This is a genomic window from Escherichia sp. TW09308, assembly GCF_000208565.1.
Taxonomy (GTDB): domain Bacteria; phylum Pseudomonadota; class Gammaproteobacteria; order Enterobacterales; family Enterobacteriaceae; genus Escherichia; species Escherichia marmotae.
On sequence record NZ_AEME01000001.1, the window covers coordinates 3,178,656 to 3,202,856 of the forward strand.

The window sequence follows — 24,201 nt, forward strand, 5'->3', positions numbered from 1 at the left end:
ATGGATAAGGCACAATGCCGGCCACCGTCTTCTTTCTCTGGTTTCAGATGAAAGAAGACGGGTGAATCTGGTTAACAAAAGCGGTGCAATATGCAAGTTTTTATCATGCGTCACGGCGACGCAGCCCTCGATGCCGCCAGTGATTCGGTTCGTCCTCTGACCACTAACGGTTGTGACGAATCTCGCCTGATGGCGAACTGGCTGAAAGGTCAAAAAGTGGAAGTCGAACGTGTTCTGGTGAGCCCGTTCCTGCGAGCCGAGCAAACTCTGGATGTCGTAGGTGATTGTATGGAACTGCCATCCAGTGTCGAAGTTCTGCCAGAATTGACGCCCTGCGGCGATGTCGGTCTGGTTAGTGCTTATCTTCAGGCATTGACCAACGAGGGAGTCGGGTCGGTACTGGTTATCTCTCACTTACCCTTAGTCGGTTATCTGGTAGCCGAGTTATGTCCGGGCGAAACGCCGCCTATGTTTACCACTTCAGCTATTGCCAGCGTAACGCTTGATGAAAGCGGAAAAGGCGAATTTAACTGGCAGATGAGCCCGTGTAATTTGAAAATGGCAAAAGCGATATAATTACGCAACGTTTATATCGCATATCAACTTTCAGAGAGCCACTTAAGTGGCTCTTGTTGTATTGAATGTCAGGGAAGTTCTGGCGGCAGCCACTCTTCCACTTCAATCAATACCAATAACGCCGCGTCGCCGCCGTACTCTTTTGGTGCCTGGTGAAATGCCATCACATGCGGATGCTGTGCCAGCCACAGCGGTGTTTGTTGCTTCAAAATATGCTTACCGTGCCCATGCATCACACAGGCGCAAAACACATGTTCACGGCGACAGGCGGCAATTAATGCGCCCAGTTCCTGTTTGGCTTGTAGCTGCGTCAAGCCGTGCAAATCAAGAAACAACTCCGGCGAATAATCACCGCGTCGCAGTTTCTTCGCCTCAAAATGACTGACATCCGGGCGGACATATTTAACCGGGCCTTCGGTATTTAATAACGGCTGAAATTCATCAGAGAAATAATGGCTGGCATCAGCCTGCTCCTGAATCAACCGCTTGACCGGCACTTCGCTGACTTTTTTTCGTTGTGGTCGATGGACAATCGTGTCCTGCTTAATCTTGCGAGTACCCGCCATCAACTGGCGAAACAAGGCCTGATCCTCCTCGCTGAGAGTTGTTTTCTTTTTCATCTATGCATCTCTATTTTATTTTTCCTACAGTTTACCCGACTCGTAGCGCAATCGATCGGCCAAAACATAATTTTCCTGCGTCATTGCCGCGTGAATGCTGATTTATCGTCATCTTCATGGCAAACTAGCCGCCGAAATTAATGCGACCATGCCCTGGAGGAATACGTGGATAAAATTTTCGTTGATGAAGCAGTAAATGAACTGCAAACCATTCAGGACATGTTGCGCTGGTCGGTTAGCCGCTTCAGCGCGGCAAATATCTGGTACGGTCATGGCACCGACAACCCGTGGGACGAAGCGGTGCAACTGGTATTGCCGTCGCTCTACCTGCCGCTGGATATTCCGGAAGATATGCGCAACGCCCGCCTGACCTCCAGCGAAAAACACCGTATTGTTGAGCGCGTGATCCGCCGCGTCAACGAGCGCGTTCCGGTTGCCTATCTGACCAACAAAGCCTGGTTCTGCGGCCATGAATTTTACGTCGATGAACGCGTGCTGGTGCCGCGTTCACCGATTGGTGAACTGATCAACAATAAATTTGCCGGACTTATCAGCAAGCAACCGCAACATATTCTGGATATGTGTACCGGTAGTGGCTGCATTGCTATTGCCTGCGCTTATGCCTTCCCGGAAGCGGAAGTCGACGCGGTGGACATCTCTCCCGACGCGCTGGCGGTAGCCGAACAGAACATTGAAGAACATGGTCTGATCCACAACGTCATACCGATTCGTTCCGATCTGTTCCGTGATTTGCCGAAAGTGCAGTACGACCTGATCGTCACCAACCCGCCGTATGTCGATGCGGAAGATATGTCCGACCTGCCAAACGAATACCGTCACGAGCCGGAGCTGGGGCTGGCGTCTGGCACTGATGGCCTGAAACTGACACGTCGCATTCTCGGCAACGCGGCGGATTATCTTGCTGATGATGGTGTACTGATTTGTGAAGTCGGCAACAGCATGGTACATCTGATGGAACAATATCCGGATGTTCCGTTCACCTGGCTGGAGTTTGATAACGGTGGCGATGGTGTGTTTATGCTCACCAAAGCGCAGCTTATTGCGGCACGAGAACATTTTGGTATTTATAAAGATTAAATTTACTCGACATTCTTTAAGTTGCATGTGCTGCGTCTGCGGGTTATTAGGCCCATCCATGGGCCTCACCCCTTACGGGGCCGCTGCAAGTAGCGTTCAAATCCGCTCCATGCGGATTTGTCGTTCACCCCAGTCACTTACTTCTGTAAGCTCCTGGGGATTCACTCACTTGTCGCCTTCCTGCAACTTGAATTATTTAGAGTAAAAAATGCAAACACAACAATAACGGAGCCGTGATGGCTGGAAGCACAATTGGACAACTCTTTCGCGTAACCACCTTCGGTGAATCGCACGGGCTTGCGCTCGGTTGCATCGTCGATGGTGTTCCGCCAGGCATCCCGCTGACGGAAGCAGACCTGCAACACGATCTCGACCGGCGTCGCCCGGGGACATCGCGCTATACCACACAGCGTCGTGAACCGGATCAGGTCAAAATTCTTTCCGGCGTTTTTGAAGGTGTCACCACCGGCACCAGTATTGGCTTGTTGATCGAAAACACCGACCAGCGCTCTCAAGATTACAGCGCAATTAAAGACGTTTTCCGTCCGGGTCATGCTGATTACACCTACGAACAAAAATACGGCCTGCGCGATTATCGCGGCGGCGGACGTTCTTCCGCCCGTGAAACCGCCATGCGCGTTGCGGCTGGAGCAATTGCTAAAAAATATCTCGCCGGAAAATTTGGCATCGAAATTCGCGGCTGCCTGAGCCAGATGGGCGACATTCCACTGGAAATCAAAGACTGGTCGCAAGTTGAACAAAATCCGTTCTTCTGCCCGGACCCGGATAAAATCGACGCGTTAGATGAGTTGATGCGCGCGCTGAAAAAAGAGGGCGACTCCATCGGTGCGAAAGTGACTGTTGTTGCCAGTGGCGTACCTGCCGGACTTGGCGAACCGGTATTTGATCGCCTGGATGCTGACATCGCCCACGCGTTGATGAGCATTAATGCGGTGAAAGGCGTGGAAATTGGCGACGGTTTTGACGTGGTGGCGCTGCGTGGCAGCCAGAACCGCGACGAAATCACCAAAGAAGGTTTTCAGAGCAACCATGCGGGCGGTATTCTCGGTGGTATCAGCAGCGGGCAGCAAATCATTGCCCATATGGCGCTAAAACCGACCTCCAGCATTACCGTGCCTGGGCGTACAATTAACCGCTTTGGCGAAGAAGTTGAGATGATCACCAAAGGCCGTCACGATCCTTGTGTCGGGATCCGCGCGGTGCCGATCGCTGAAGCGATGCTGGCAATCGTTTTGATGGATCACCTGTTACGACAACGGGCGCAAAATGCCGATGTGAAGACTGATATTCCACGCTGGTAAAAAATGAACAAAACTGCGATTGCGCTGCTGGCCCTGCTTGCCAGTAGCACCAGCCTGGCAGCAACGCCGTGGCAAAAAATTACCCAACCTGTGCCGGGTAGCGCACAATCGATAGGCAGTTTTTCCAATGGCTGTATCGTCGGCGCTGACACGCTGCCGATACAGTCCGAACATTATCAGGTGATGCGTACCGATCAGCGTCGCTATTTCGGTCATCCGGATCTGGTGATGTTTATCCAGCGTCTGAGTAGCCAGGTGAACAATCTGGGTATGGGGACGGTGCTGATTGGCGATATGGGGATGCCCGCAGGTGGGCGTTTCAACGGCGGCCACGCCAGCCACCAGACCGGACTGGATGTCGATATCTTCCTACAACTGCCGAAAACTCGCTGGACCGCCGCGCAACTTTTGCGTCCGCAGGCGCTGGATTTGGTTTCCCGTGATGGCAAGCATGTCGTCCCAACGCTGTGGAAGCCGGAAATTTTCAGTCTGATCAAACTTGCTGCGCAGGACAAAGACGTGACGCGCATTTTTGTTAATCCGGCGATTAAACAACAACTTTGCCTTGATGCAGGCACCGATCGTGACTGGTTGCGGAAAGTGCGACCCTGGTTCCAGCATCGCGCACATATGCATGTACGATTACGTTGTCCTGCCGATAGCCTGGAGTGTGAAGACCAACCTTTACCACCGCCGGGCGATGGTTGCGGGGCAGAACTGCAAAGCTGGTTTGAACCACCAAAACCGGGAACAACAAAGCCTGAGAAGAAGACACCGCCTCCGTTGCCGCCTTCCTGCCAGGCGCTACTGGATGAGCACGTGATCTAATGGAAACGTTTAATAGCCTGTTTATGGTTTCCCCGCTGTTGCTGGGAGTTCTCTTTTTTGTCGCGATACTGGCGGGATTTATCGACTCGATTGCCGGTGGTGGTGGGTTACTCACTATTCCGGCATTGATGGCGGCGGGGATGTCTCCGGCTAACGCGCTGGCAACTAACAAACTGCAAGCCTGCGGTGGCTCTATTTCCGCCACCATCTACTTTATTCGCCGCAAAGTCGTCAGCTTAAGCGATCAGAAACTCAATATCGCCATGACCTTTGTCGGCTCGATGAGCGGCGCACTGCTGGTGCAGTACGTTAAAGCTGATGTGCTGCGGCAAATTTTACCGATTCTGGTGATTTGTATCGGTCTTTATTTCTTACTGATGCCCAAACTGGGAGAAGAAGATCGCCAGCGTCGGATGTATGGGCTGCCATTTGCGCTGGTCGCAGGGGGCTGCGTTGGTTTTTACGACGGATTCTTTGGCCCGGCAGCCGGATCGTTTTACGCACTGGCCTTCGTTACGCTGTGCGGCTTTAACCTCGCCAAAGCCACCGCCCATGCCAAATTACTTAACGCAACGTCAAACATCGGCGGTCTGCTGCTGTTTATTCTCGGCGGCAAAGTGATTTGGGCGACAGGATTCGTGATGCTGGTGGGGCAGTTCCTCGGCGCGCGTATGGGGTCAAGACTGGTGTTGAGCAAAGGACAAAAACTGATCCGCCCGATGATCGTTATCGTCTCGGCGGTGATGAGTGCCAAATTACTTTATGATAGCCATGGACAGGAGATCCTCCACTGGTTGGGGATGAACTAATGAACAGTACACACCACTACAAGCAGTTGATTGAAATTTTTAATAGCTGCTTTGCCGATGAATTTAATACCCGTCTGATTAAAGGCGACGACGAACCGATCTATCTTCCTGCTGATGCGGAAGTTCCATATAACCGAATCGTCTTTGCTCATGGCTTTTACGCCAGTGCTATCCACGAGATTTCGCACTGGTGTATTGCCGGGAAAGCGCGCCGTGAACTGGTTGATTTTGGTTACTGGTATTGCCCTGACGGACGCGATGCCCGGACGCAAAGCCAGTTTGAAGATGTTGAAGTTAAGCCGCAGGCGCTTGACTGGTTGTTCTGCGTGGCGGCGGGATATCCGTTTAACGTCAGTTGCGACAACCTGGAAGGCGACGTCGAACCGGATCGTGTGGTATTCCAACGACGGGTTCATGCGCAGGTGATGGATTATCTGGTGAACGGTATTCCTGAACGTCCGGCACGCTTCATAAAAGCATTACGAAATTATTATCACACGCCGGAACTTACGGCGGAACAGTTCCCGTGGCCGGAAGCGCTCAACTGAAGCCAGCGCCACGTTTACAATGAGGAAAGAAGATGATCGCGGAGTTTGAATCACGCATTCTGGCATTAATCGACGGTATGGTTGACCATGCCAGTGATGATGAGTTGTTTGCCAGTGGGTATTTGCGTGGCCACCTGACGTTAGCCATCGCAGAACTGGAAAGTGGTGATGACCACTCCGCCCAGGCGGTGCATACAACCGTTAGCCAGAGTCTGGAGAAAGCGATTGGTGCGGGTGAATTGTCGCCACGCGATCAGGCGCTGGTGACCGATATGTGGGAACACCTGTTTCAGCAGGCTTCACAGCAGTAAGTTGTGGCGTCTTTTACTGGACAAAGCACTGTGCACAAGTGCAACAATCAACTCCATTTGCGCCATTCCTCCCCGCGCGCTAGCATGATATTTCACAAAGGGAGGTCGTATGGATCTGTTGTACCGGGTAAAAACACTTTGGGCTGCGCTGCGCGGTAATCATTACACCTGGCCTGCCATCGATATCTCTCTTTCCGGTAATCGTCATTTTCATCTCATTGGCAGTATTCATATGGGTAGCCACGATATGGCTCCCCTGCCCGCCCGGCTGCTCAAAAAACTCAAACAAGCCGATGCGCTTATCGTCGAGGCGGATGTTTCCACCAGCGATACCCCATTTGCCAATCTCCCTTCCTGCGAGGCGCTGGAAGAGCGTATCAGCGAAGAACAGATGCAAAACCTGCAACACATTAGCCAGGAGATGGGCATTTCTCCCTCGCTGTTTTCTACTCAACCGCTGTGGCAAATTGCGATGGTTCTTCAGGCGACACAGGCGCAAAAACTGGGGCTGCGGGCAGAATATGGTATCGATTACCAGTTATTGCAGGTAGCGAAGCAACAACATAAGCCCGTGATTGAACTGGAAGGGGCAGAAAATCAGATTGCCATGTTGCTCCAGCTTCCCGACAACGGACTGGCACTGCTGGACGATACTCTGACCCACTGGCATACCAACGCCCGGTTGTTGCAACAAATGATGAGCTGGTGGCTGAATGCGCCACCGCAAGATAATGAAATAACGCTGCCCAATACATTCAGTCAGTCGCTGTACGATGTGCTGATGCACCAGCGCAATCTTGCCTGGCGGGATAAATTACGCGCTATGCCGCCGGGGCGCTATGTGGTCGCGGTTGGCGCACTGCACTTATATGGAGAAGGGAATTTGCCGCAGATGCTGCGCTAAAAAAATGGCCAATATCGCTATTGGCCCGTCAAAGAGGAATTTCATATTTTTATTATTATGCCGTCACTTTAAGCGACGGTGTAAGTCGATTGTCGCTCAATCTCACCATCCTGCCAATACTCTTAGGCAAGATGACTCTTTTTTTTGGGCCGCCATCAGGCGTATGCTTTCTCCGTTTTTTGTTTGAGGCAGGAAAATTACGATGACACCCGCAGTTAAATTACTCGAAAAAAACAAGATTTCTTTCCAGATTCATACCTACGATCACGATCCGGCTGAAACTAATTTTGGCGATGAAGTGGTCAAAAAATTAGGTTTAAATGCGGATCAGGTCTACAAAACGCTGCTTGTCGCGGTGAACGGCGATATGAAACATCTGGCGGTAGCCGTTACGCCAGTCGCAGGTCAACTGGATCTTAAAAAGGTGGCAAAGGCGCTGGGTGCCAAGAAAGTGGAGATGGCCGATCCGATGGTGGCACAACGCACCACGGGGTATCTGGTTGGGGGAATTAGCCCACTGGGGCAGAAAAAACGTCTGCCGACGATCATCGACGCCCCCGCGCAAGAATTTGCCACCATTTATGTTTCTGGTGGTAAACGCGGGTTAGATATCGAACTGGCAGCAGGCGATCTGGCGAAGATCCTCGATGCGAAATTTGCCGATATTGCTCGCCGCGATTAAGCATTGTGCCGGATGCGCACATCCGGCACTTTCAGATTACTGCCAGCTTACCTCACCTTTCGGCTCATATGCGCTCGCATCCAGCGGCGAGTTTTTCTGGATATAGCCTTTCAGCACTTCAGCATCAATAAAGCCGGTATTCACATAACCCGGTTTGTTATCAAGGCGCGGATAACCATCACCACCGGTGGCATTGAAGTTTAATGTCGCCATGCGGTAAGTTTTCGCCGGATCGATTGCTTCGCCTTTGATTTTCAGGTCGTTCAGTTTGCCGTCTTTCGCCACAAAGCTGACGTTGGCAAATTGCGGATAGGCACCGGAATCCGGCTTCATTTGCGCGACGGCGGTCAGGTAATCAATCACCTCTTTACCCGTCATATCCACATACACCACCACATTGCCGAACGGCTGCACTTTCAGCACGTTTTTGTAGCTGATATTACCAGCCTCAATGGAGTCGCGGACCCCGCCGCCGCTCATCACCGCGAAGTCAGCGCCTGTGCGATCCATTTGTGCCGCCAGAATTAATCGTCCCATATTGGTCTGCACAAAACGGACTTTGCTGCGGTCACCTTCCAGGCGACCATTGGTTTCGCCAATTTTCACTTCCAGTTGCGCTTTGCCTTTGTTCTGGAACGGCGATAACAGCGAGATCATTTGCTGGTTCTCAGCGATTTCCGGGGTGTAAAGCACACGTTCACTTTTCCCGTCTTCCCAGGTCACTTTCTTCTTCAGATTCACCGGAATCAACTGGTAGTTGACCATTTTCATTTCGCCATTGCGGAACTCAAAATCAGCCCGCCCCACGTATTTCCCCCACTCATGCGCCTGCACAATCCAGATGCCGTTTTGTTGATCCGGTTTACAAGGCGTACCAGGAACATAATCGACCTGTTTTTTATTTTCCGCCGCCATACAGACCGGATCTTGCGAGTGACCACCGACGATCATCGCCAGCGATCCGGCAGGCAAGCTGCGCGCCATCTCTACATCGCCCGGAGCATTTGAACCGTGCTCACCATTGTCGTAATGCCCCATATGCGTGGCGGCGATAATAATGTCCGGCTTCTCTGTCTGTTGCAGTTCCTGAATCACCAGCTTCGCTTCGTCGGCAGGTTTACGAAACTCAATGTCAGTGAAATATTCCGGGTTACCAATTTTCGCCGTGTCATCGGTCGTCAGACCAATAACCGCGATTTTCAGATCCTGACGCTTAAACAACGCCCAGGGTTTAAACAGGCGCTCGCCGGTACTTTTTTGATAGATATTGGCGGACAGCAACGGGAACTTAGCCCACTTTTCCTGCTGACGTAATACGGCGAGCGGGTTATCAAATTCATGATTACCGATCGCCATCGCGTCATAACCCACCAGATTCATGCCGCGAAAATCAGGTTCAGCATCCTGTAAGTCGGATTCCGGTACACCGGTGTTAATGTCGCCACCAGAAAGTAACAGCACGCTACCACCTTCAGCAGCGACTTCTTTGCGGATACCATCCACCAGCGTTTTTTGCGCCGCCAGACCATATTCGCCATATTCATTACGCCAGAAATGACCGTGGTGATCGTTGGTATGAAGCACCGTAATTTTGTAGGTTTTATCCTGCTCATAAGCCTGGGCGGTTTCACTCGCCAGTGTAAATGCGGCTAATAATGCTAATGCCACACCCCGCTGCAAAAACTTCATATTTCTCTCTCCCTGACCAGATATCAACGTGTTGAAAATTAGTATGACGCGACATAATAGACAAATCTGTGTGTGGTGATGGTAAATCTACATACAAAAATGGAAATTCTGTATTAAGCATTGAGACTTCCTTAAGACAGCGCATGCAGGTATGTTAGTCAGGTAATAATCACAAATAAGATAATTCTTTACATCGCAACCCTGAAAAAGTGACTTTCCTATGGCAATGAGTGAACAAACCCAGCCTGTGGCGGGCGCGGCTGCGTCAACCACTAAGGCACGCACATCGTTTGGTATTTTAGGCGCAATCAGCCTCTCGCATCTGCTGAACGACATGATCCAATCGCTAATTCTGGCGATTTATCCTCTGCTCCAGTCTGAATTTTCTCTGACATTTATGCAGATTGGCATGATTACCCTGACGTTCCAGCTCGCTTCCTCTCTGCTGCAACCGGTGGTCGGCTACTGGACCGATAAATACCCGATGCCGTGGTCGCTGCCGATTGGCATGTGCTTTACCCTGAGCGGCCTGGTGCTTCTGGCGCTGGCGGACAGTTTTGGTGCGGTTCTGCTGGCGGCGGCGCTGGTCGGTACAGGTTCATCGGTCTTTCACCCGGAATCTTCCCGCGTGGCGCGTATGGCGTCTGGGGGGCGTCATGGCCTGGCACAATCTATCTTCCAGGTAGGCGGTAACTTTGGTAGTTCGTTGGGGCCATTGCTGGCGGCGGTGATCATCGCACCTTACGGCAAAGGCAACGTCGCATGGTTTGTACTGGCAGCACTGCTGGCTATCGTAGTACTGGCGCAAATCAGCCGCTGGTACGCCGCGCAACACCAAATGAGTAAAAGCAAACCGAAAGAAGTGATTGTTAACCCGCTGCCACGCGACAAAGTGGTACTGGCAGTCAGCATCTTGTTAATCCTGATTTTCTCGAAATATTTCTATATGGCGAGCATCAGCAGCTATTACACCTTTTATTTGATGCAAAAGTTCGGTTTATCTATCCAGAATGCCCAACTTCATCTGTTTGCCTTCCTGTTTGCCGTCGCGGCGGGAACCGTCATTGGCGGGCCTGTGGGGGACAGAATTGGTAGAAAATATGTAATTTGGGGTTCTATCCTCGGCGTTGCGCCGTTTACCTTGATTTTACCTTACGCCAGCCTGTACTGGACGGGTATTTTAACGGTGATTATTGGATTTATCCTCGCCTCGGCGTTTTCCGCCATTCTGGTCTACGCCCAGGAGCTACTTCCGGGGCGTATCGGCATGGTTTCTGGACTCTTTTTCGGTTTTGCTTTCGGGATGGGAGGCCTTGGCGCAGCGGTTCTGGGGCTTCTCGCTGACCATACCAGCATCGAGTTAGTTTATAAAATCTGTGCTTTCCTGCCGCTTCTGGGAATGTTGACCATATTCTTACCTGATAATCGGCATAAATCCTGAATTCCCGGCAGCCAAAGGTAAACTTTGGCTGCTTCATTTTGCAGTAGCCATAAGCCTTTCCTCTTCATACACCTCATCACTTTTCCGATCCGTGCTTTTTTTGCGGCTAATTCCATTTTTCTGCAAAATTCAACAATTATTCATAAACATCATCAATGAAATTGTCATAAACTATTACCTGTAATTTTGGTTTTCCCGGCCAAAATATGGACAACTACCACCAGGAAAAGGAGACGGAATGCATCACGCCACCCCGCTTATCACCACAATTGTTGGCGGCCTTGTGCTTGCCTTTATCCTCGGCATGCTGGCCAATAAACTGCGTATTTCTCCTCTGGTGGGATATCTGTTAGCGGGTGTGCTGGCTGGCCCCTTTACCCCAGGTTTTGTTGCTGATACTAAACTGGCACCGGAACTGGCGGAGCTGGGCGTTATTCTGCTGATGTTCGGCGTCGGCCTGCATTTTTCGCTAAAGGATTTAATGGCGGTAAAGTCGATCGCCATTCCCGGCGCGATTGCCCAGATAGCCGTGGCGACGTTGCTGGGCATGGCTCTCTCTGCCGTGATCGGCTGGTCGTTGATGACCGGCATCGTGTTCGGCCTGTGCCTTTCCACCGCCAGTACCGTGGTACTGCTACGCGCGCTTGAAGAACGGCAATTGATAGACAGTCAGCGCGGGCAAATCGCCATTGGCTGGCTGATTGTGGAAGATTTGGTGATGGTTCTTACGCTGGTATTGTTGCCGGCGGTAGCGGGGATGATGGAACAAGGCGATGTTGGCTTTGCCACGCTGGCGGTTGATATGGGGATCACCATCGGCAAGGTGGTCGCATTTATCGCCATTATGATGCTGGTGGGCCGCCGTCTGGTGCCGTGGATTATGGCGCGGAGCGCTGCAACCGGTTCGCGTGAATTGTTTACCTTATCGGTGCTGGCGCTGGCATTAGGCATTGCTTTTGGTGCAGTAGAACTGTTTGACGTCTCCTTCGCGCTGGGCGCATTCTTTGCCGGAATGGTGCTTAACGAATCCGAACTTAGTCACCGCGCAGCGCATGATACGCTGCCGTTGCGCGATGCGTTTGCGGTGCTGTTCTTTGTCTCTGTAGGCATGTTGTTTGATCCACTGATCCTGATTCAGCAACCGCTGGCGGTGCTGGCTACGCTGGCGATTATTCTGTTTGGTAAATCAGTGGCAGCGCTTTTCCTGGTTCGTCTGTTTGGTCACTCCCAGCGTACAGCGTTAACCATTGCCGCCAGCCTGGCGCAGATTGGTGAGTTCGCCTTTATCCTGGCAGGTCTGGGGATGGCGCTGAATCTGCTGCCGCAGGCAGGGCAAAACCTGGTGCTGGCAGGCGCGATCCTGTCGATTATGCTCAACCCGGTGCTGTTCGCGCTGCTGGAGAAATATCTGGCGAAGACCGAAACACTGGAAGAGCAGACGCTGGAAGAGGCTATCGAAGAAGAGAAACAGATCCCGGTGGATATTTGCAACCACGCGATACTGGTGGGCTATGGTCGCGTGGGCAGCCTGCTGGGGGAAAAATTGCTCGCGTCTGATATTCCGTTAGTGGTGATTGAAACATCACGAACCCGTGTTGATGAGTTGCGTGAACGCGGGGTTCGCGCAGTATTAGGCAACGCTGCTAACGAAGAGATAATGCACCTGGCGCATCTGAAATGCGCGAAATGGCTGATTCTGACCATTCCCAACGGTTACGAAGCCGGTGAGATTGTGGCCTCTGCTCGCACCCAAAACCCGGATATTGAGATTATCGCCCGTGCCCATTATGACGATGAGGTGGCGTATATCTCCGAACGTGGAGCAAATCAGGTGGTGATGGGTGAACGCGAAATTGCCCGTACTATGCTGGAACTGCTGGAAGCGCCACCGGCTGGTGAGGTGGTGACGGGGTAATATATTGACATCATTGCCGGATGCGATGCTAACGCATCTTATCCGGCCTACGCGTGCCATCTTCCGTAGGTTGGATAAGGCGTTTACGCCGCATCCGACAGTCATCAGTTCGCTGGTTTAACGATCCCAGTAAGACTCTTCCAGACTGTCTTCACGCTCCGGCAGCCCGCGTGTTAAGCGTGGTGAATGCTGGTTCAAAACCTGATAACTGACGCGGTTAGCGTATTTACACACCTGCGCTAACGACGAATAGGTTAACCAGGTGAATTTATGCTTACTGGAATTTGGCACGTTGGTGCGGTGATAACTATTGGCGGTAATGTCATGCAACAACGCTGCCAGCGCCCCATCTCCGGCTCCGTTGGTGTTCATGATTTTTTCCGGCCCGCCCATATATGGTGCAATGTGCGAATAGACACGCAACGGATTCTGGCAATCTTTGTGCCGCATGGCGCGGCTAAACTCATACTGGTTAAATTCGGGTATGGCCCCCGGCAATAGCGGATGCTGGGTTTTGCGTTTCGCTTCGTCTTCAGTAAAGCCCGCCATATATAAACCAATTGGCCCCGCAGTGCACAGCACCAGATCTACCCAGTCCAGTGCCTTATCAGATGCCAGCAGCGGATCGCTCTCTCCGGTCAACGCTTCCGCTTCCTCTTCGTTCATCGCCAGAATAGAAACGTGTTCTTTGAGGAACGCCTGCCACCACTGTGGGTTCTCCGCAATAACAAATTTGGTTCCCAGCGTCAGCACCACCGGCACGTTGTATTTTTTGGCATATTCAATGGCTTTCATGGTCGCTTCCGGCATCGGTTCACCCGGCTTGCAGCGCACCAGATAGGACGTTAATACCAGCGCCGACGCTCCGGCAATGACATCTTCCGGAATACTTTCCGCACGTAGCTGGTTCATATGACCCGGGCTGATAGCAAAGGTACGTTCGCCAGACTCACCAATCAGCGTAAAGCAACGACCAATCGGGCCGTCCACCCCTTGCAGATAGTTAAGATCGGTTCGACTGGAGGTGTTACACAAGTAACGGTAGGCGTAGCTGCCAATTTCAATATTGCTGCACATTACGCCCAGCAGCACCGAACGGTCATCCGCCAGCACGGAGTAATTGTGCATGGTGTTACCAATGGTGCCACCCGCGAACTGATGGGTTATCAGGTTGTTCTGTTTCAGTTCCTGATAAAGTACTTCGGCAACATCATCTTCAATCACCAGTGAATGCCCGGCACTTAATCCATAACGCTCAATGAACTCATCATCCACTTTCGCTTCAATATCCACCAGCGTCTGGTCGATACCCACCACCCAGGCGGCGCTGGTTTCGTTTTCTGGTTGGATTTGCTGCAACAGCGGATCGCGTGCGTTTACAGGGAAGTAATGTTTGGATTTACGTTTACCGGGAAATTTCATGGTTGTTTTTACGGGTGGTTAACTGAGCGGCGAATGTTAACACAATCATGCCTGAACGCGCGAGACGCAGGCAGTTTCAATATCAGCAGGTGAGATCGCATTTTCATGGCAGTGGTTCCTTACAATGGCGTTATTTGAAAGGAGTTTTTTAATGAAGACGGAAAACAAATTATCCGTGCTGGAACTTATTTCTCCTGAAATGAAGGCCGTTGTTAATACTCTCCAGCCCGATTTACCGCCCTGGCCCGCAGCGGGAACGATTACTGAGCAACGGCAGCATTACACACTTGAGCGTCGATTCTGGAATGCTGACGCTCCAGAAATGGCAACCAGAGCTTACGCAGTCCCTACGCCTTATGGCCAGGTGGAAACACGGCTCTACTCGCCGGACGCAGACAGCACCGCGACGCTGTTTTATCTGCATGGCGGCGGTTTTATTCTCTGCAATCTCGATACCCACGATCGCATTATGCGGCTGCTGGCGAACTACACTCAGTGTACGGTGGTTGGTATCAATTACACCCTTTCACCAGAAGCGCGTTTTCCGCAAGCAATAGAGGAAATCGTGGTGTCCTGTTGTCACTTCCACCGACAGGCAAGCGATTATCAAATCAATATGTCACGCATAGGTTTTGCCGGTGATTCCGCGGGCGCGATGCTGGCGCTCGCCAGTGCTTTATGGCTACGAGATAAGCAGATTGATTGCGGTAAAGTTGTTGGGGTTTTGCTGTGGTATGGGCTTTACGGATTACGAGATTCCGTAACTCGCCGCCTGTTGGGCGGTGACTGGGATGGTTTAACGCAACAGGATTTGCTGATGTATGAAGAGGCCTATTTAGGTAACAAAGCAGACCGCGAGTCGCCATATTACTGCCTGTTTAATAATGATCTCACTCGCGATATGCCGCCCTGCTTTATCGCGGGTGCAGAGTTTGATCCGCTGCTGGATGACAGTCGCCTGCTTTACCAGACGTTAGCGGCACACCAGCAACCTTGTGAGTTCAAACTCTACTCCGGTACGCTACACGCCTTTTTGCATTATTCACGGATGATGAAAACCGCCGACGATGCTCTACGCGACGGCGCTCGATTCTTTAGCAATAGGTTGCAACCAGATTAGCCATCATTTCGATATGTTCCGGTGTAGCATTAAGCGCCGGAATATATTCATATTTTTTACCGCCCGCACCGAGAAAGACTTCACGGTTTTGCTCAGCAATCTCTTCCAGCGTCTCCAGACAATCCGCAGCAAAGCCCGGACACATCACCTGAATATGACCTACACCTTTTTCTCCGAGCATTTTCAGCGTTTCATCGGTATAAGGCATTAGCCAGGGTTCGCGACCAAAGCGTGACTGAAAGGTCATCATCACTTTTTCCGGTGCCATTCCCAGTGCTGAAGCCAGTTCACGGGTCGTTGTCCGGCAACGTTGCGGGTAGTCATCGCCTTCATCCGCATAACGCTGCGGAATGCCGTGATAGGAGAGCAATAGCAGATCCGGCTCGCCATGTTGCGCGAATGATGCACGAACGCTATTCGCTAAAGCATTAATATAATAGGGGTCGTCGGCATAATCGCGAATAAACGAAATGCCCGGAATACTGCGTTTACGCGCCAGAATGCGCGCCAGTTCATCCCATACCGCGCCGACCGTAGAACAGGAGTATTGCGGGTAGAGCGGCAGCACCACGATATGATCGACATGCTCCGCCAGCAGTTCATCCACCGCGCTTTCCAGTGATGGCGAACCATAGCTCATTCCCAGTGCCACCGGTATTTCCGGTAAGCGTTGTGCCAGCGCCTGCTGTTGCTGACGGCTGTAAACCATTAGCGGCGAACCACCTTCCATCCAGACAGAAGCGTACAGTTTCGCCACGCGCGGCGAACGCAGCGGTAATATCACGCCGCGCAACAATGGCCACCACAACAGCCGTGAGGTATCAACTACGCGTTTGTCGCTTAAAAATTGTTTCAGGTAACGTTTTACCGCTTCAGGAGTGGGGGCATCGGGTGTCCCCAGGTTTGCCAGCAGGATACCGGTTTTTGTCTGACGCATTACCGCCTCTTATCGATTCAACTTGTTGATAATTGTAGCGGAAAAGTGAGGAATAAGAACTAATTGCTGTGAGAGGTATTGCCTGAGGAGGATAAGCAGACCTGCCCGAAAGTAGATCTGCTGACATGTACCATGCCTGATGCGGCGTGAACGCCTTATCAGGCAGAGTGCAAATCAATGGTGACTTAGATTAGCCGAGGATTTTTTCCAGAGCCGCGCGAACTTCAGCAACCGGTTTGGTGCCGTCAACTTTCGCGTATTTGGTGTTGCCCGCTTCTGCTTCTTTGGAGTAGTAGCCGATCAGCGGTGCAGTCATCTGATGGTATTCAACCAGACGTTTACGCACGGTTTCTTCCTGATCGTCTTTACGGGTGGTCAGCTCTTCACCGGTAACGTCGTCTTTGCCTTCTACTTTCGGCGGATTGAATTTAACGTGATAAACACGGCCAGACGGCGCGTGAACGCGGCGACCTACGATACGATCAACGATCAGTTCGTCCGGTACGTCAAATTCCAGAACGTAATCAACATTGATACCCGCTTCTTTCATCGCATCTGCCTGCGGAATGGTACGCGGGAAGCCGTCCAACAGGAAACCGTTACGGCAGTCTTCCTGAGCAATGCGCTCTTTAACCAGCGCGATCACCAGTTCGTCGGTGACCAGTTTGCCTGCGTCCATAATGTCTTTTGCTTGTTTACCCAGCTCGGAGCCAGATTTGACCGCGGCACGCAGCATATCGCCAGTGGAGATTTGCGGAATACCATATTTCTCCATGATGAACTGAGCCTGAGTCCCTTTCCCCGCGCCCGGAGCGCCAAGCAGAATGATACGCATTGCGAAAATCCCCTTAAAATGTGTCGAATTTTTTGAAAAAGCGATAAACGATACCACCAACAGGCGATTGCCTCAAGAAAGGCACCTTGGGCTGAAACGGTTAAGGGGGGGATAATTTAAGGAAAGGTGATAAAAAATGCCGGATGACGTTAAGGTCATCCGGCATCGTATTCAACGTTCAGGCCGGAGAAACGCAATCGCGTTACATCCGGTATTACATCAGGAAACCAGAAGCTGGTTCATACGACGAATAAACAGGTTCGGATCTTCCAGCGTACCGCGTTCTGCCAGCAGCGCCTGATCCAGCAGCAGTTCTACCCATTCGCTGAACTTCGCGTCATCTTCAGTATCTGCCGCACGTTTCACCAGCACGTGATCCGGGTTCAGTTCGAAGATATATTTCACCTCCGGCACTTTCTGACCCGCCGCGGCGAACAGTTTCGCCATCTGGGTGCTCATTTCGTCGGCGTCGGTCGAAACGATCGCTGGCGTATCGGTCAGACGGTGAGTCAGACGCACATCTTTCACACGATCGCCCAGCAGTGCTTTCACACGATCGATAAACGGCGTCAGCGCTTTTTCTGCTTCTTTCGTGCTTTCATCGACTTCGTCAGCCAATTTTTCCAGCGACTCATCAACTTTAGACACAGACTGGAACGGTTTACCGTCGAACTCAGTCAGATAGTTCATCATCCACTCATCGATGCGGTCGGAAAGCAGCAGGACTTCGATGCCTTTCTTACGCAGCAATTCCAGATGCGGGCTGCTTTTCGCTGCCGCATAGCTGTCTGCGGTGATGTAGTAGATTTTCTCCTGCCCTTCTTTCATGCGGGAAACATAGTCTTCCAGAGACACGGTCTGCGCAGAAGAGTCGGTATGGGTAGAAGCAAAACGCAGCAGTTTGGCAATCGCTTCCTGGTTGGCGAAATCTTCTGCCGGACCTTCTTTCAGCACCAGGCCAAACTGCTGCCAGAAGGTCTGGTATTTTTCCGCATCGTCTTTCGCCAGTTTTTCCAGCATTTGCAGAACGCGTTTGGTCAGCGCATTGCGCAGGTTACGCGTTACCGTGCTGTCCTGAAGGATTTCACGGGAAACGTTCAGCGGCAGATCGCTGGAGTCAATCAGACCACGCACGAAGCGCAGATAGTTCGGCATAAACTGTTCTGCGTCGTCCATGATGAACACGCGTTGTACGTACAGTTTCAGGCCATGTTTGTGATCGCGGTTCCACATATCCCACGGTGCCTGCGACGGGATGTACAGCAGGCTGGTGTACTCCTGCTTACCTTCGACGCGGTTGTGGCTCCAGGTCAGCGGATCGTTAAAGTCGTGGGCGATATGTTTGTAGAACTCTTTGTACTCTTCGTCAGTGATTTCCGACTTGTTACGCGTCCACAGCGCCTGCGCTTTGTTGATTTTCTCCCAGGAAATAACGGTTTCGCCGTCTTTCTCTTCGCGTTTTTCGATCTCTACCGGCAGCGCGATATGGTCAGAGTATTTGCTGATAATGGAGCGTACGCGCCAGTCATCAAGGAACTCATCTTCACCTTCACGCAGATGCAGGGTGATTTCAGTACCGCGATCTTCTTTGGTGATGTCGGCAACGGTGTATTCACCTTCGCCCGCAGATTCCCAGAACACGCCGTTTTCTGGTTTTTCGCCTGCCGCACGGGTGCGCACGGTCACTTTATCGGCAACGATAAACGCAGAGTAGAAACCAACACCAAACTGGCCGATCAACTGGCTATCTTTTGCCTGGTCGGAACCCAGCGATTCGAGGAATGATTTGGTGCCGGATTTAGCGATAGTACCCAGATGATCGATCACTTCATCACGGGTCATCCCCACGCCGTTATCAGAGATGGTCAGCGTGCGCTTGTCTTTATCGAAAGAGACACGAACGCGCAGTTCGCCATCACCTTCGTACAGATCCGGATTAGAGAGCGCACGGAAACGCAACTTGTCCGCCGCATCGGAGGCGTTAGAGATAAGCTCACGCAGGAAAATTTCTTTATTGGAATAGAGAGAATGGATCATCAGATGCAGAAGCTGCTTCACTTCTGACTGAAAACCACGAGTTTCTTGTCCTTTCATGTAGGTCTACCTCAATAATGCCATTTTTAAGGTTAAAAACGGGATGAGGGAGAGATGGGGACAAGGGGGAATAATTTCAAGCGAGAGCAGTTGATCCTGCTCTCGTTTGCTTAAAAACGAATCTTATGGCGTCCGGCAAGGGAGTGTGACAGCGTGGTGCCATCAACCATTTCCAGTTCGCCGCCAACCGGTACGCCATGCGCAATTCGACTGGCTTCAACGTCATATTGCGCGCAAAGCTCGGCAATATAGTTAGCAGTAGCTTCACCTTCGACCGTCGGGTTAGTTGCGAGGATCACTTCAGTGATTTTTTCCTCTGCCAGACGCTGTTCCAGGCGATCGAGACCGATATCGTCCGGGCCAATGCCATCCAGCGGTGACAAGTGCCCCATCAACACAAAATAGCGGCCTGAAAACTGCCCGGTCTGCTCAATGGCGTAGATGTCCGCCGGACTCTCCACCACGCAGATTTGGCCATTTTCCTGACGACGCGGATTTGAACAGATGTTACACACGTCCTGTTCGGTAAAGGTGCGACAATCGGCGCAGTGACCGATTTCCGACATCGCCCGGGTGAGCGCCTGCGCCAGACGCATCCCGCCGCTACGATCGCGCTGAAGCAGCGTGAACGCCATACGCTGCGCCGACTTCGGGCCAACGCCCGGCAGACAGCGCAGTGCTTCCATAAGCTGTGTTAACAGCGGGCTGGTTTGCATCAGAACGGCATCTTAAAGCCTGGTGGCAACTGCATTCCGGAGGAAACAGAGGCCATTTTTTCTTTCTGAGTTTCTTCGATGCGACGTGCTGCGTCGTTGAATGCCGCAGCTACCAGATCTTCCAACATCTCTTTGTCATCTTCCAGCAAGCTTGGATCGATCTCAACACGACGGCAGTTGTGCGCGCCGTTGATGGTCACTTTCACCAGACCTGCGCCGGATTCACCGGTCACTTCCAGCTTCGCGATTTCTTCCTGCATCTGCTGCATTTTTTCTTGCATCTGCTGGGCCTGCTTCATCAGGTTGCCCAGACCGCCTTTACCAAACATAGGTTTCTCTCTCAATCACGTTAAGGATGACGATCATAAGCTGTGCTTACGATCAAATGGGGCGGATACTTTCTTCATCCAGCTCCGCATCGAAGAATCGACGCAGGGTCTGAATATTATTATCCGCAATAATGGACTCGCGCGCCTGCGCAAGTTTTTCTTCGTATATCGCCTGACGCCACTCCAGCGGCGTGCGCACCGCGGGATTATCATCTTCAACGATAGTCAGTTCAACCGTTGAGCCCTTTAATGTGCTCAACGCTTCAGCCAGTTTTTGCTGTGCACCGTTGTTATTCAGATGCCGCTGGGAGGAACGCAAATGCAGACATACCGCGTTGCCGTTCTCCTCTTTCCAGGCATTTAATGCCACCTGTTCGACCAGTTTTGGTAGCGAAAGTTGGCTCACCTGAGCGGCCCACGGATCGCGTTCAATGGCTTCTGCCGCCAGCTTTGCCGCCAGTTCCGGCGTTTTTTCATGCTCCAGCGCCTTTTTCAGCGCCTTCGGTGTGGCGACCACTTCTTTTTGCTGCATCACCGGGGTGGTAGCCTTCCAGCGATACGCTTCTTTTTTGACTGGCGCTTTTTCCAGCGCCGATGGCACCGGACGCGCCTGAACGCGATCGGTGACCGAAGCCAGTCTTTCCAGCGCAGCGTTATTCACCGGCCGCGCGCGGGTAGCGGCTGCCGGTTCACTCTTTTTTGCTTTGGTCGCTCCCTGTGCGCGCTGCAGTTGCTGACGCGCCGCCAGCACCTGGCTGGTGGTTTCTGAGAGCGGTACGGTCGGTACCTGCTGCGGCGCTGATTGCGGCTGCGGCGGCACTTGCGATGACGTCATTACCGCCGTTGGCGCGACGGGCGCAAAGGACTGGCGCGGCGCTTCCGGTTCGGGTAGCGGCATACGCGGATGGAATGCCAGCGCGCGCAACAACGTCATCTCAACGCCCATGCGGCGGTCCGGCGCATACGGTAATTCTTTGCGACCAATCAACAGCGTCTGATAGTAAAGCTGAATATCCGTCGGCGGTATGGTGCGCGCCAGTTCACGCATCCGCAGTTCGATGGCCGCCATGTCGTTACCCAGCGCGGCAGGCGAAAGCTGGACCATCGCAATGCGGTGCAGCAGGCCGAGCATTTCCACCAGCAACGCTTCCCACTCGATACCACGGGCTGCGGCATCGTTAATCAGCGTCATTACACGCTCGCCGTTGGCCCCAACCATCGCTTCAACCAACGACAGCGCCTGATCGTCGTCAAGCGTACCCAGCATCGCACTGACCGCCTGGGTTGAAACCTGACCGTCACCGCTGGCAATCGCCTGGTCGGTCAGACTTAAGGCATCTCGCAAGCTGCCTTCAGCGGCGCGCGCCAGCAATTGCAACGCCCGCGGCTCGTAAGCGATATGTTCTTCGTTGAGGATGTGCTCAAGCTGATGGCGAATTTGCTCGACATCCAGCGCCTTGAGATGAAATTGCAGACAGCGTGACAAAATCGTCACCGGCAATTTCTGCGGATCGGTCGTTGCCAGCAGGAACTTGACGTGCTCCGGTGGCTCTTCAAGGGTTTTTAGCAGTGCGTTAAAGCTGTGGCGCGACAGCATATGCACTTCGTCGATCAGATAAACTTTAAAACGACCACGCGCTGGCGCGTACTGGACGTTATCCAGCAGGTCGCGGGTATCTTCGACTTTGGTGCGCGAGGCGGCATCGATCTCAATCAGATCGACAAAGCGCCCCTGCTCGATTTCACGGCAGTTATCGCATACGCCGCACGGCGTTGCGGTAATGCCGGTTTCGCAGTTTAGCCCCTTCGCCAGCAGTCGGGCGATAGAGGTTTTTCCGACGCCACGGGTGCCGGAAAAAAGATAAGCATGATGAATACGCCCTAACGACAAGCCGTTCGCCAGTGCGGTCAGCACATGTTCCTGGCCGACGACGTCAGCAAAGGTTTGTGGGCGCCATTTTCGGGCTAAGACCTGATAACTCATTGGCAGGCTCTGAAACGCTGGAAGGTGGATTCACGAAGGGGTAATGCTAACACAGCCCCGTCAGAACGGCGAGGCTGAATGTACATCTTGTACTGCCCACGACGCGGGCTGGCAAAAATTAGTGGCCCGGGAACGGGACAAGGCTATAACAGGTGATGCCTTGATTTTCGAGACGCTGTTCACCGCCGAGATCGAACAGATTAATGATGAACGCAGCGTCGGTGACTTCGCCACCCAGACGACGGATCAGCTTCACGGTCGCCTCAATGGTGCCGCCAGTTGCCAGCAAATCGTCTACGACCAACACTTTGTCGCCTGGTTTAATGGCATCAACATGGATTTCCAGTTTATCGGTGCCATATTCCAGTTCGTAAGTTTCACTGATGGTTTCGCGCGGCAATTTGCCCGGTTTACGTACCGGTACAAAACCTACGCCCAGGCCCAATGCTACCGGAGCACCAAACAAGAAGCCACGTGCTTCGGTGCCCACAACTTTGGTAATACCCGCATTTTTGTAACGCTCAACCAGCAGGTCGATGCTGAGAGCGTAAGCTTTCGGGTCTTCCAGTAAGCTGGTGACATCACGGAACAGAATGCCGGGTTTTGGGTAGTCCTGAATGCTTTTGATGCTATTTTTGAGATACTCAAGCTGCTGTGCAGTCGCGGTCATAAGTGTATGCCTGCTTGTTACGGTGGTACTCACGGCGCGTTTTAAACGTATCAAAAGTAACTTTTGTTTAACCTTTGACCGCCTGCGCCTGTGCTCGAAAACGCCAGAATGTACTGGCTGTGGGCGATAATTGCAACAGCGATTGTTGTGCTTCGCCGTTTTTATTGCTTTTCATCAATCACCGGGATTCGCCACATAAAAATCAACAAACAACCGAGGATGATCAATAGCAGGATGCGTACCCACATCATATGTACAAACCACAACGAAATCGCAAAGGTTACGAGGATCAGTAAAATCGCTCTGGGCTTTGCACCGCGTGGCATTGCATGATATTTCTGCCAGAAGCGTAAATAGCTACCAAACCATGAGCGGTACAGCAACCAGGCGTGAAAGCGCGGGGAAGAACGAGCAAAACACCAGGCAGCCAGCAGGATAAACGGCGTCGTCGGTAATACCGGTAATACCACGCCCAGCGTACCCAGCACTACCGCCAGCCAGCCAATGATGATTAAAATGATTCGTTGCATATTAAGTGTTGTCAGCTTACAGAGTGGCTACTTTAGCATAACAATTATCATTTTCATTGAGGTCTTATCGTGAAAACTACCCTGCTGCTGGAAAAACTGGAAGGTCAGCTCGCCATGCTGCGCCAGCGTTGTGCCCCGGTGGCGCAGTTTGGCACGCTAAGCGCCCGTTTCGACCGGCATCTTTTTCAGACTCGCGCGACGACGTTACAGGCGTGTCTGGCTGAGGCTGGGGACAACCTGACCGCGCTTCATCACGCGGTCGAACGGCAACAACTGCCACAAGTGGCCTGGCTGGCGGAACATCTGGCAGCTCAACTGGAAGCAATTGCCCGTGAAGCGGCGTCCTGGTCGCTGCGCGAATGGGACAGCGCGCCGCCGAAAATCGCCCGCTGGCAGCGTAAACGCATTCAGCATCAGGAGTTTGAGCGGCGGCTACGTGAGATGGTTGCCGAGCGTAAAGCACGTCTGGCACAGGCGACCGATTTAGTCGAGCAGCAGACGCTGCATCGTGAGGTTGAAGCCTATGAAGCACGCCTGGTTCGGTGCCGCCATGCGCTGGAAAAAATCGAAAACAGGTTAGCGCGTTTAACTCGCTAACAATGGAGAAAATATGTCACTGGAAAATGCCCCTGACGATGTGAAACTGGCCGTCGATTTGATTGTGCTGTTGGAAGAAAATCAGATCCCAGCCCGCACCGTGCTGCGCGCACTGGATATTGTAAAACGCGATTATGAAAAGAAATTAACGCACGATGATGAGGCGAAAAGTGATAAATAAATGGGGCCGCTAAATGTCCCCGCAGATTGCTGGTAAACGCAAA

Annotated in this window: 25 protein-coding genes and 1 other annotated feature; of the genes, 14 read left to right on the forward strand and 11 right to left on the reverse strand. The window is 52.2% G+C overall.

The features are described from left to right. The first annotated feature begins 90 nt into the window (after positions 1 to 90). Positions 91 to 576 carry a phosphohistidine phosphatase SixA gene (gene sixA / locus ESM_RS0115055; protein WP_001195823.1) on the forward strand — a complete coding sequence of 162 codons (486 nt, stop codon included), beginning with the start codon at positions 91 to 93 and terminating at the stop codon, positions 574 to 576. A 68-nt stretch (positions 577 to 644) separates the two neighbouring features. Here sixA and smrB read toward each other — a convergent pair whose 3' ends face one another. Next, the gene (smrB, locus tag ESM_RS0115060; protein WP_000730816.1) at positions 645 to 1,196 is read right to left on the reverse strand and encodes an endonuclease SmrB; all 552 of its coding nucleotides are present in this window, start codon (positions 1,194 to 1,196) and stop codon (positions 645 to 647) included. A 165-nt stretch (positions 1,197 to 1,361) separates the two neighbouring features. Between smrB and prmB the strand changes: the two genes are divergently transcribed. The 8 genes from prmB to ybaK all read left to right on the forward strand — a co-directional run bounded on the left by prmB (position 1,362) and on the right by ybaK (position 7,698). Continuing rightward, positions 1,362 to 2,294 (forward strand): 50S ribosomal protein L3 N(5)-glutamine methyltransferase, encoded by a 933-nt coding sequence (gene prmB / locus ESM_RS0115065; RefSeq protein ID WP_001516801.1) that lies wholly within the window; start codon positions 1,362 to 1,364, stop codon positions 2,292 to 2,294. A 236-nt stretch (positions 2,295 to 2,530) separates the two neighbouring features. Beyond that, a complete protein-coding gene (aroC, locus tag ESM_RS0115070; protein WP_010379055.1) occupies positions 2,531 to 3,616 on the forward strand; it encodes a chorismate synthase in 1,086 nt (361 codons plus the stop codon). Positions 3,617 to 3,619: 3 nt separating this feature from the next. Beyond that, a complete protein-coding gene (mepA, locus tag ESM_RS0115075) occupies positions 3,620 to 4,444 on the forward strand; it encodes a penicillin-insensitive murein endopeptidase (RefSeq protein WP_001043833.1) in 825 nt (274 codons plus the stop codon). Then, a complete protein-coding gene (locus tag ESM_RS0115080; protein ID WP_000447350.1) occupies positions 4,444 to 5,253 on the forward strand; it encodes a sulfite exporter TauE/SafE family protein in 810 nt (269 codons plus the stop codon). Before mepA ends, ESM_RS0115080 begins: the two co-directional genes overlap by 1 nt. After that, on the forward strand, positions 5,253 to 5,801 hold the full coding sequence (epmC, locus tag ESM_RS0115085; RefSeq protein WP_001089254.1) for an elongation factor P hydroxylase: 549 nt from the start codon (positions 5,253 to 5,255) through the stop codon (positions 5,799 to 5,801). Before ESM_RS0115080 ends, epmC begins: the two co-directional genes overlap by 1 nt. A gap of 32 nt (positions 5,802 to 5,833) precedes the next feature. Then, entirely contained in the window at positions 5,834 to 6,112 is a 279-nt protein-coding gene (locus tag ESM_RS0115090; RefSeq protein ID WP_000559761.1) for a YfcL family protein, read from the forward strand. A 109-nt stretch (positions 6,113 to 6,221) separates the two neighbouring features. Further along, the gene (locus tag ESM_RS0115095) at positions 6,222 to 7,016 is read left to right on the forward strand and encodes a TraB/GumN family protein (protein WP_000365166.1); all 795 of its coding nucleotides are present in this window, start codon (positions 6,222 to 6,224) and stop codon (positions 7,014 to 7,016) included. Between the two features lie 202 nt (positions 7,017 to 7,218). Further along, positions 7,219 to 7,698 (forward strand): Cys-tRNA(Pro)/Cys-tRNA(Cys) deacylase YbaK, encoded by a 480-nt coding sequence (gene ybaK / locus ESM_RS0115100; RefSeq protein ID WP_000186624.1) that lies wholly within the window; start codon positions 7,219 to 7,221, stop codon positions 7,696 to 7,698. A 36-nt stretch (positions 7,699 to 7,734) separates the two neighbouring features. Here ybaK and ushA read toward each other — a convergent pair whose 3' ends face one another. Continuing rightward, positions 7,735 to 9,387 (reverse strand): bifunctional UDP-sugar hydrolase/5'-nucleotidase, encoded by a 1,653-nt coding sequence (gene ushA / locus ESM_RS0115105; protein WP_000670590.1) that lies wholly within the window; start codon positions 9,385 to 9,387, stop codon positions 7,735 to 7,737. Positions 9,388 to 9,607: 220 nt separating this feature from the next. On the opposite strand from ushA, the gene fsr reads away from it, so the two are divergent. Both fsr and ybaL read left to right on the forward strand, forming a co-directional pair. Continuing rightward, positions 9,608 to 10,828 carry a fosmidomycin MFS transporter gene (gene fsr, locus ESM_RS0115110; protein WP_001251628.1) on the forward strand — a complete coding sequence of 407 codons (1,221 nt, stop codon included), beginning with the start codon at positions 9,608 to 9,610 and terminating at the stop codon, positions 10,826 to 10,828. 238 nt (positions 10,829 to 11,066) lie between these two features. Then, positions 11,067 to 12,743 carry a YbaL family putative K(+) efflux transporter gene (gene ybaL, locus ESM_RS0115115; RefSeq protein ID WP_000546244.1) on the forward strand — a complete coding sequence of 559 codons (1,677 nt, stop codon included), beginning with the start codon at positions 11,067 to 11,069 and terminating at the stop codon, positions 12,741 to 12,743. A 117-nt stretch (positions 12,744 to 12,860) separates the two neighbouring features. Here ybaL and gsk read toward each other — a convergent pair whose 3' ends face one another. Beyond that, positions 12,861 to 14,165, reverse strand: coding sequence for an inosine/guanosine kinase (gene gsk / locus ESM_RS0115120; RefSeq protein ID WP_000671588.1), 1,305 nt, complete (start codon positions 14,163 to 14,165; stop codon positions 12,861 to 12,863). 151 nt (positions 14,166 to 14,316) lie between these two features. On the opposite strand from gsk, the gene aes reads away from it, so the two are divergent. Further along, positions 14,317 to 15,285: an acetyl esterase gene (gene aes / locus ESM_RS0115125; RefSeq protein ID WP_000846121.1), complete on the forward strand. Its 969-nt coding sequence runs from the start codon at positions 14,317 to 14,319 to the stop codon at positions 15,283 to 15,285. Here aes and hemH read toward each other — a convergent pair. The 8 genes from hemH to ESM_RS0115170 form a co-directional block, all read right to left on the reverse strand. Next, positions 15,260 to 16,222, reverse strand: coding sequence for a ferrochelatase (gene hemH / locus ESM_RS0115130; protein WP_001250069.1), 963 nt, complete (start codon positions 16,220 to 16,222; stop codon positions 15,260 to 15,262). The genes aes and hemH overlap by 26 nt on opposite strands. Positions 16,223 to 16,412: 190 nt before the next feature. Beyond that, positions 16,413 to 17,057 (reverse strand): adenylate kinase, encoded by a 645-nt coding sequence (gene adk / locus ESM_RS0115135; RefSeq protein WP_001313630.1) that lies wholly within the window; start codon positions 17,055 to 17,057, stop codon positions 16,413 to 16,415. 219 nt (positions 17,058 to 17,276) lie between these two features. Next, positions 17,277 to 19,151: a molecular chaperone HtpG gene (gene htpG, locus ESM_RS0115140; RefSeq protein WP_000678206.1), complete on the reverse strand. Its 1,875-nt coding sequence runs from the start codon at positions 19,149 to 19,151 to the stop codon at positions 17,277 to 17,279. 110 nt (positions 19,152 to 19,261) lie between these two features. Beyond that, positions 19,262 to 19,867 carry a recombination mediator RecR gene (gene recR, locus ESM_RS0115145; protein WP_001195021.1) on the reverse strand — a complete coding sequence of 202 codons (606 nt, stop codon included), beginning with the start codon at positions 19,865 to 19,867 and terminating at the stop codon, positions 19,262 to 19,264. Beyond that, entirely contained in the window at positions 19,867 to 20,196 is a 330-nt protein-coding gene (locus ESM_RS0115150; protein ID WP_001515903.1) for a YbaB/EbfC family nucleoid-associated protein, read from the reverse strand. Before ESM_RS0115150 ends, recR begins: the two co-directional genes overlap by 1 nt. Positions 20,197 to 20,248: 52 nt before the next feature. Next, positions 20,249 to 22,180: a DNA polymerase III subunit gamma/tau gene (gene dnaX, locus ESM_RS0115155; protein ID WP_000122048.1), complete on the reverse strand. Its 1,932-nt coding sequence runs from the start codon at positions 22,178 to 22,180 to the stop codon at positions 20,249 to 20,251. Next, positions 20,852 to 20,916, reverse strand: a sequence feature (DnaX frameshifting element). (Overlaps the previous gene by 65 nt.) Positions 22,181 to 22,298: 118 nt before the next feature. Continuing rightward, the gene (gene apt / locus ESM_RS0115160) at positions 22,299 to 22,850 is read right to left on the reverse strand and encodes an adenine phosphoribosyltransferase (protein WP_001515901.1); all 552 of its coding nucleotides are present in this window, start codon (positions 22,848 to 22,850) and stop codon (positions 22,299 to 22,301) included. 161 nt (positions 22,851 to 23,011) lie between these two features. Further along, complete coding sequence (locus ESM_RS0115170; protein WP_001188908.1) at positions 23,012 to 23,380, reverse strand: DUF454 family protein; 369 nt, start codon at positions 23,378 to 23,380, stop codon at positions 23,012 to 23,014. 69 nt (positions 23,381 to 23,449) lie between these two features. Here ESM_RS0115170 and priC point away from each other — a divergent pair, with 69 nt between their 5' ends. Together priC and rsmS are read left to right on the forward strand one after the other, a co-directional pair. Beyond that, a complete protein-coding gene (gene priC / locus ESM_RS0115175) occupies positions 23,450 to 23,977 on the forward strand; it encodes a primosomal replication protein N'' (RefSeq protein ID WP_000858960.1) in 528 nt (175 codons plus the stop codon). A gap of 13 nt (positions 23,978 to 23,990) precedes the next feature. Continuing rightward, positions 23,991 to 24,158 carry a pleiotropic regulatory protein RsmS gene (gene rsmS, locus ESM_RS01000000125020; protein WP_000051145.1) on the forward strand — a complete coding sequence of 56 codons (168 nt, stop codon included), beginning with the start codon at positions 23,991 to 23,993 and terminating at the stop codon, positions 24,156 to 24,158. Positions 24,159 to 24,201: the final 43 nt, after the last annotated feature.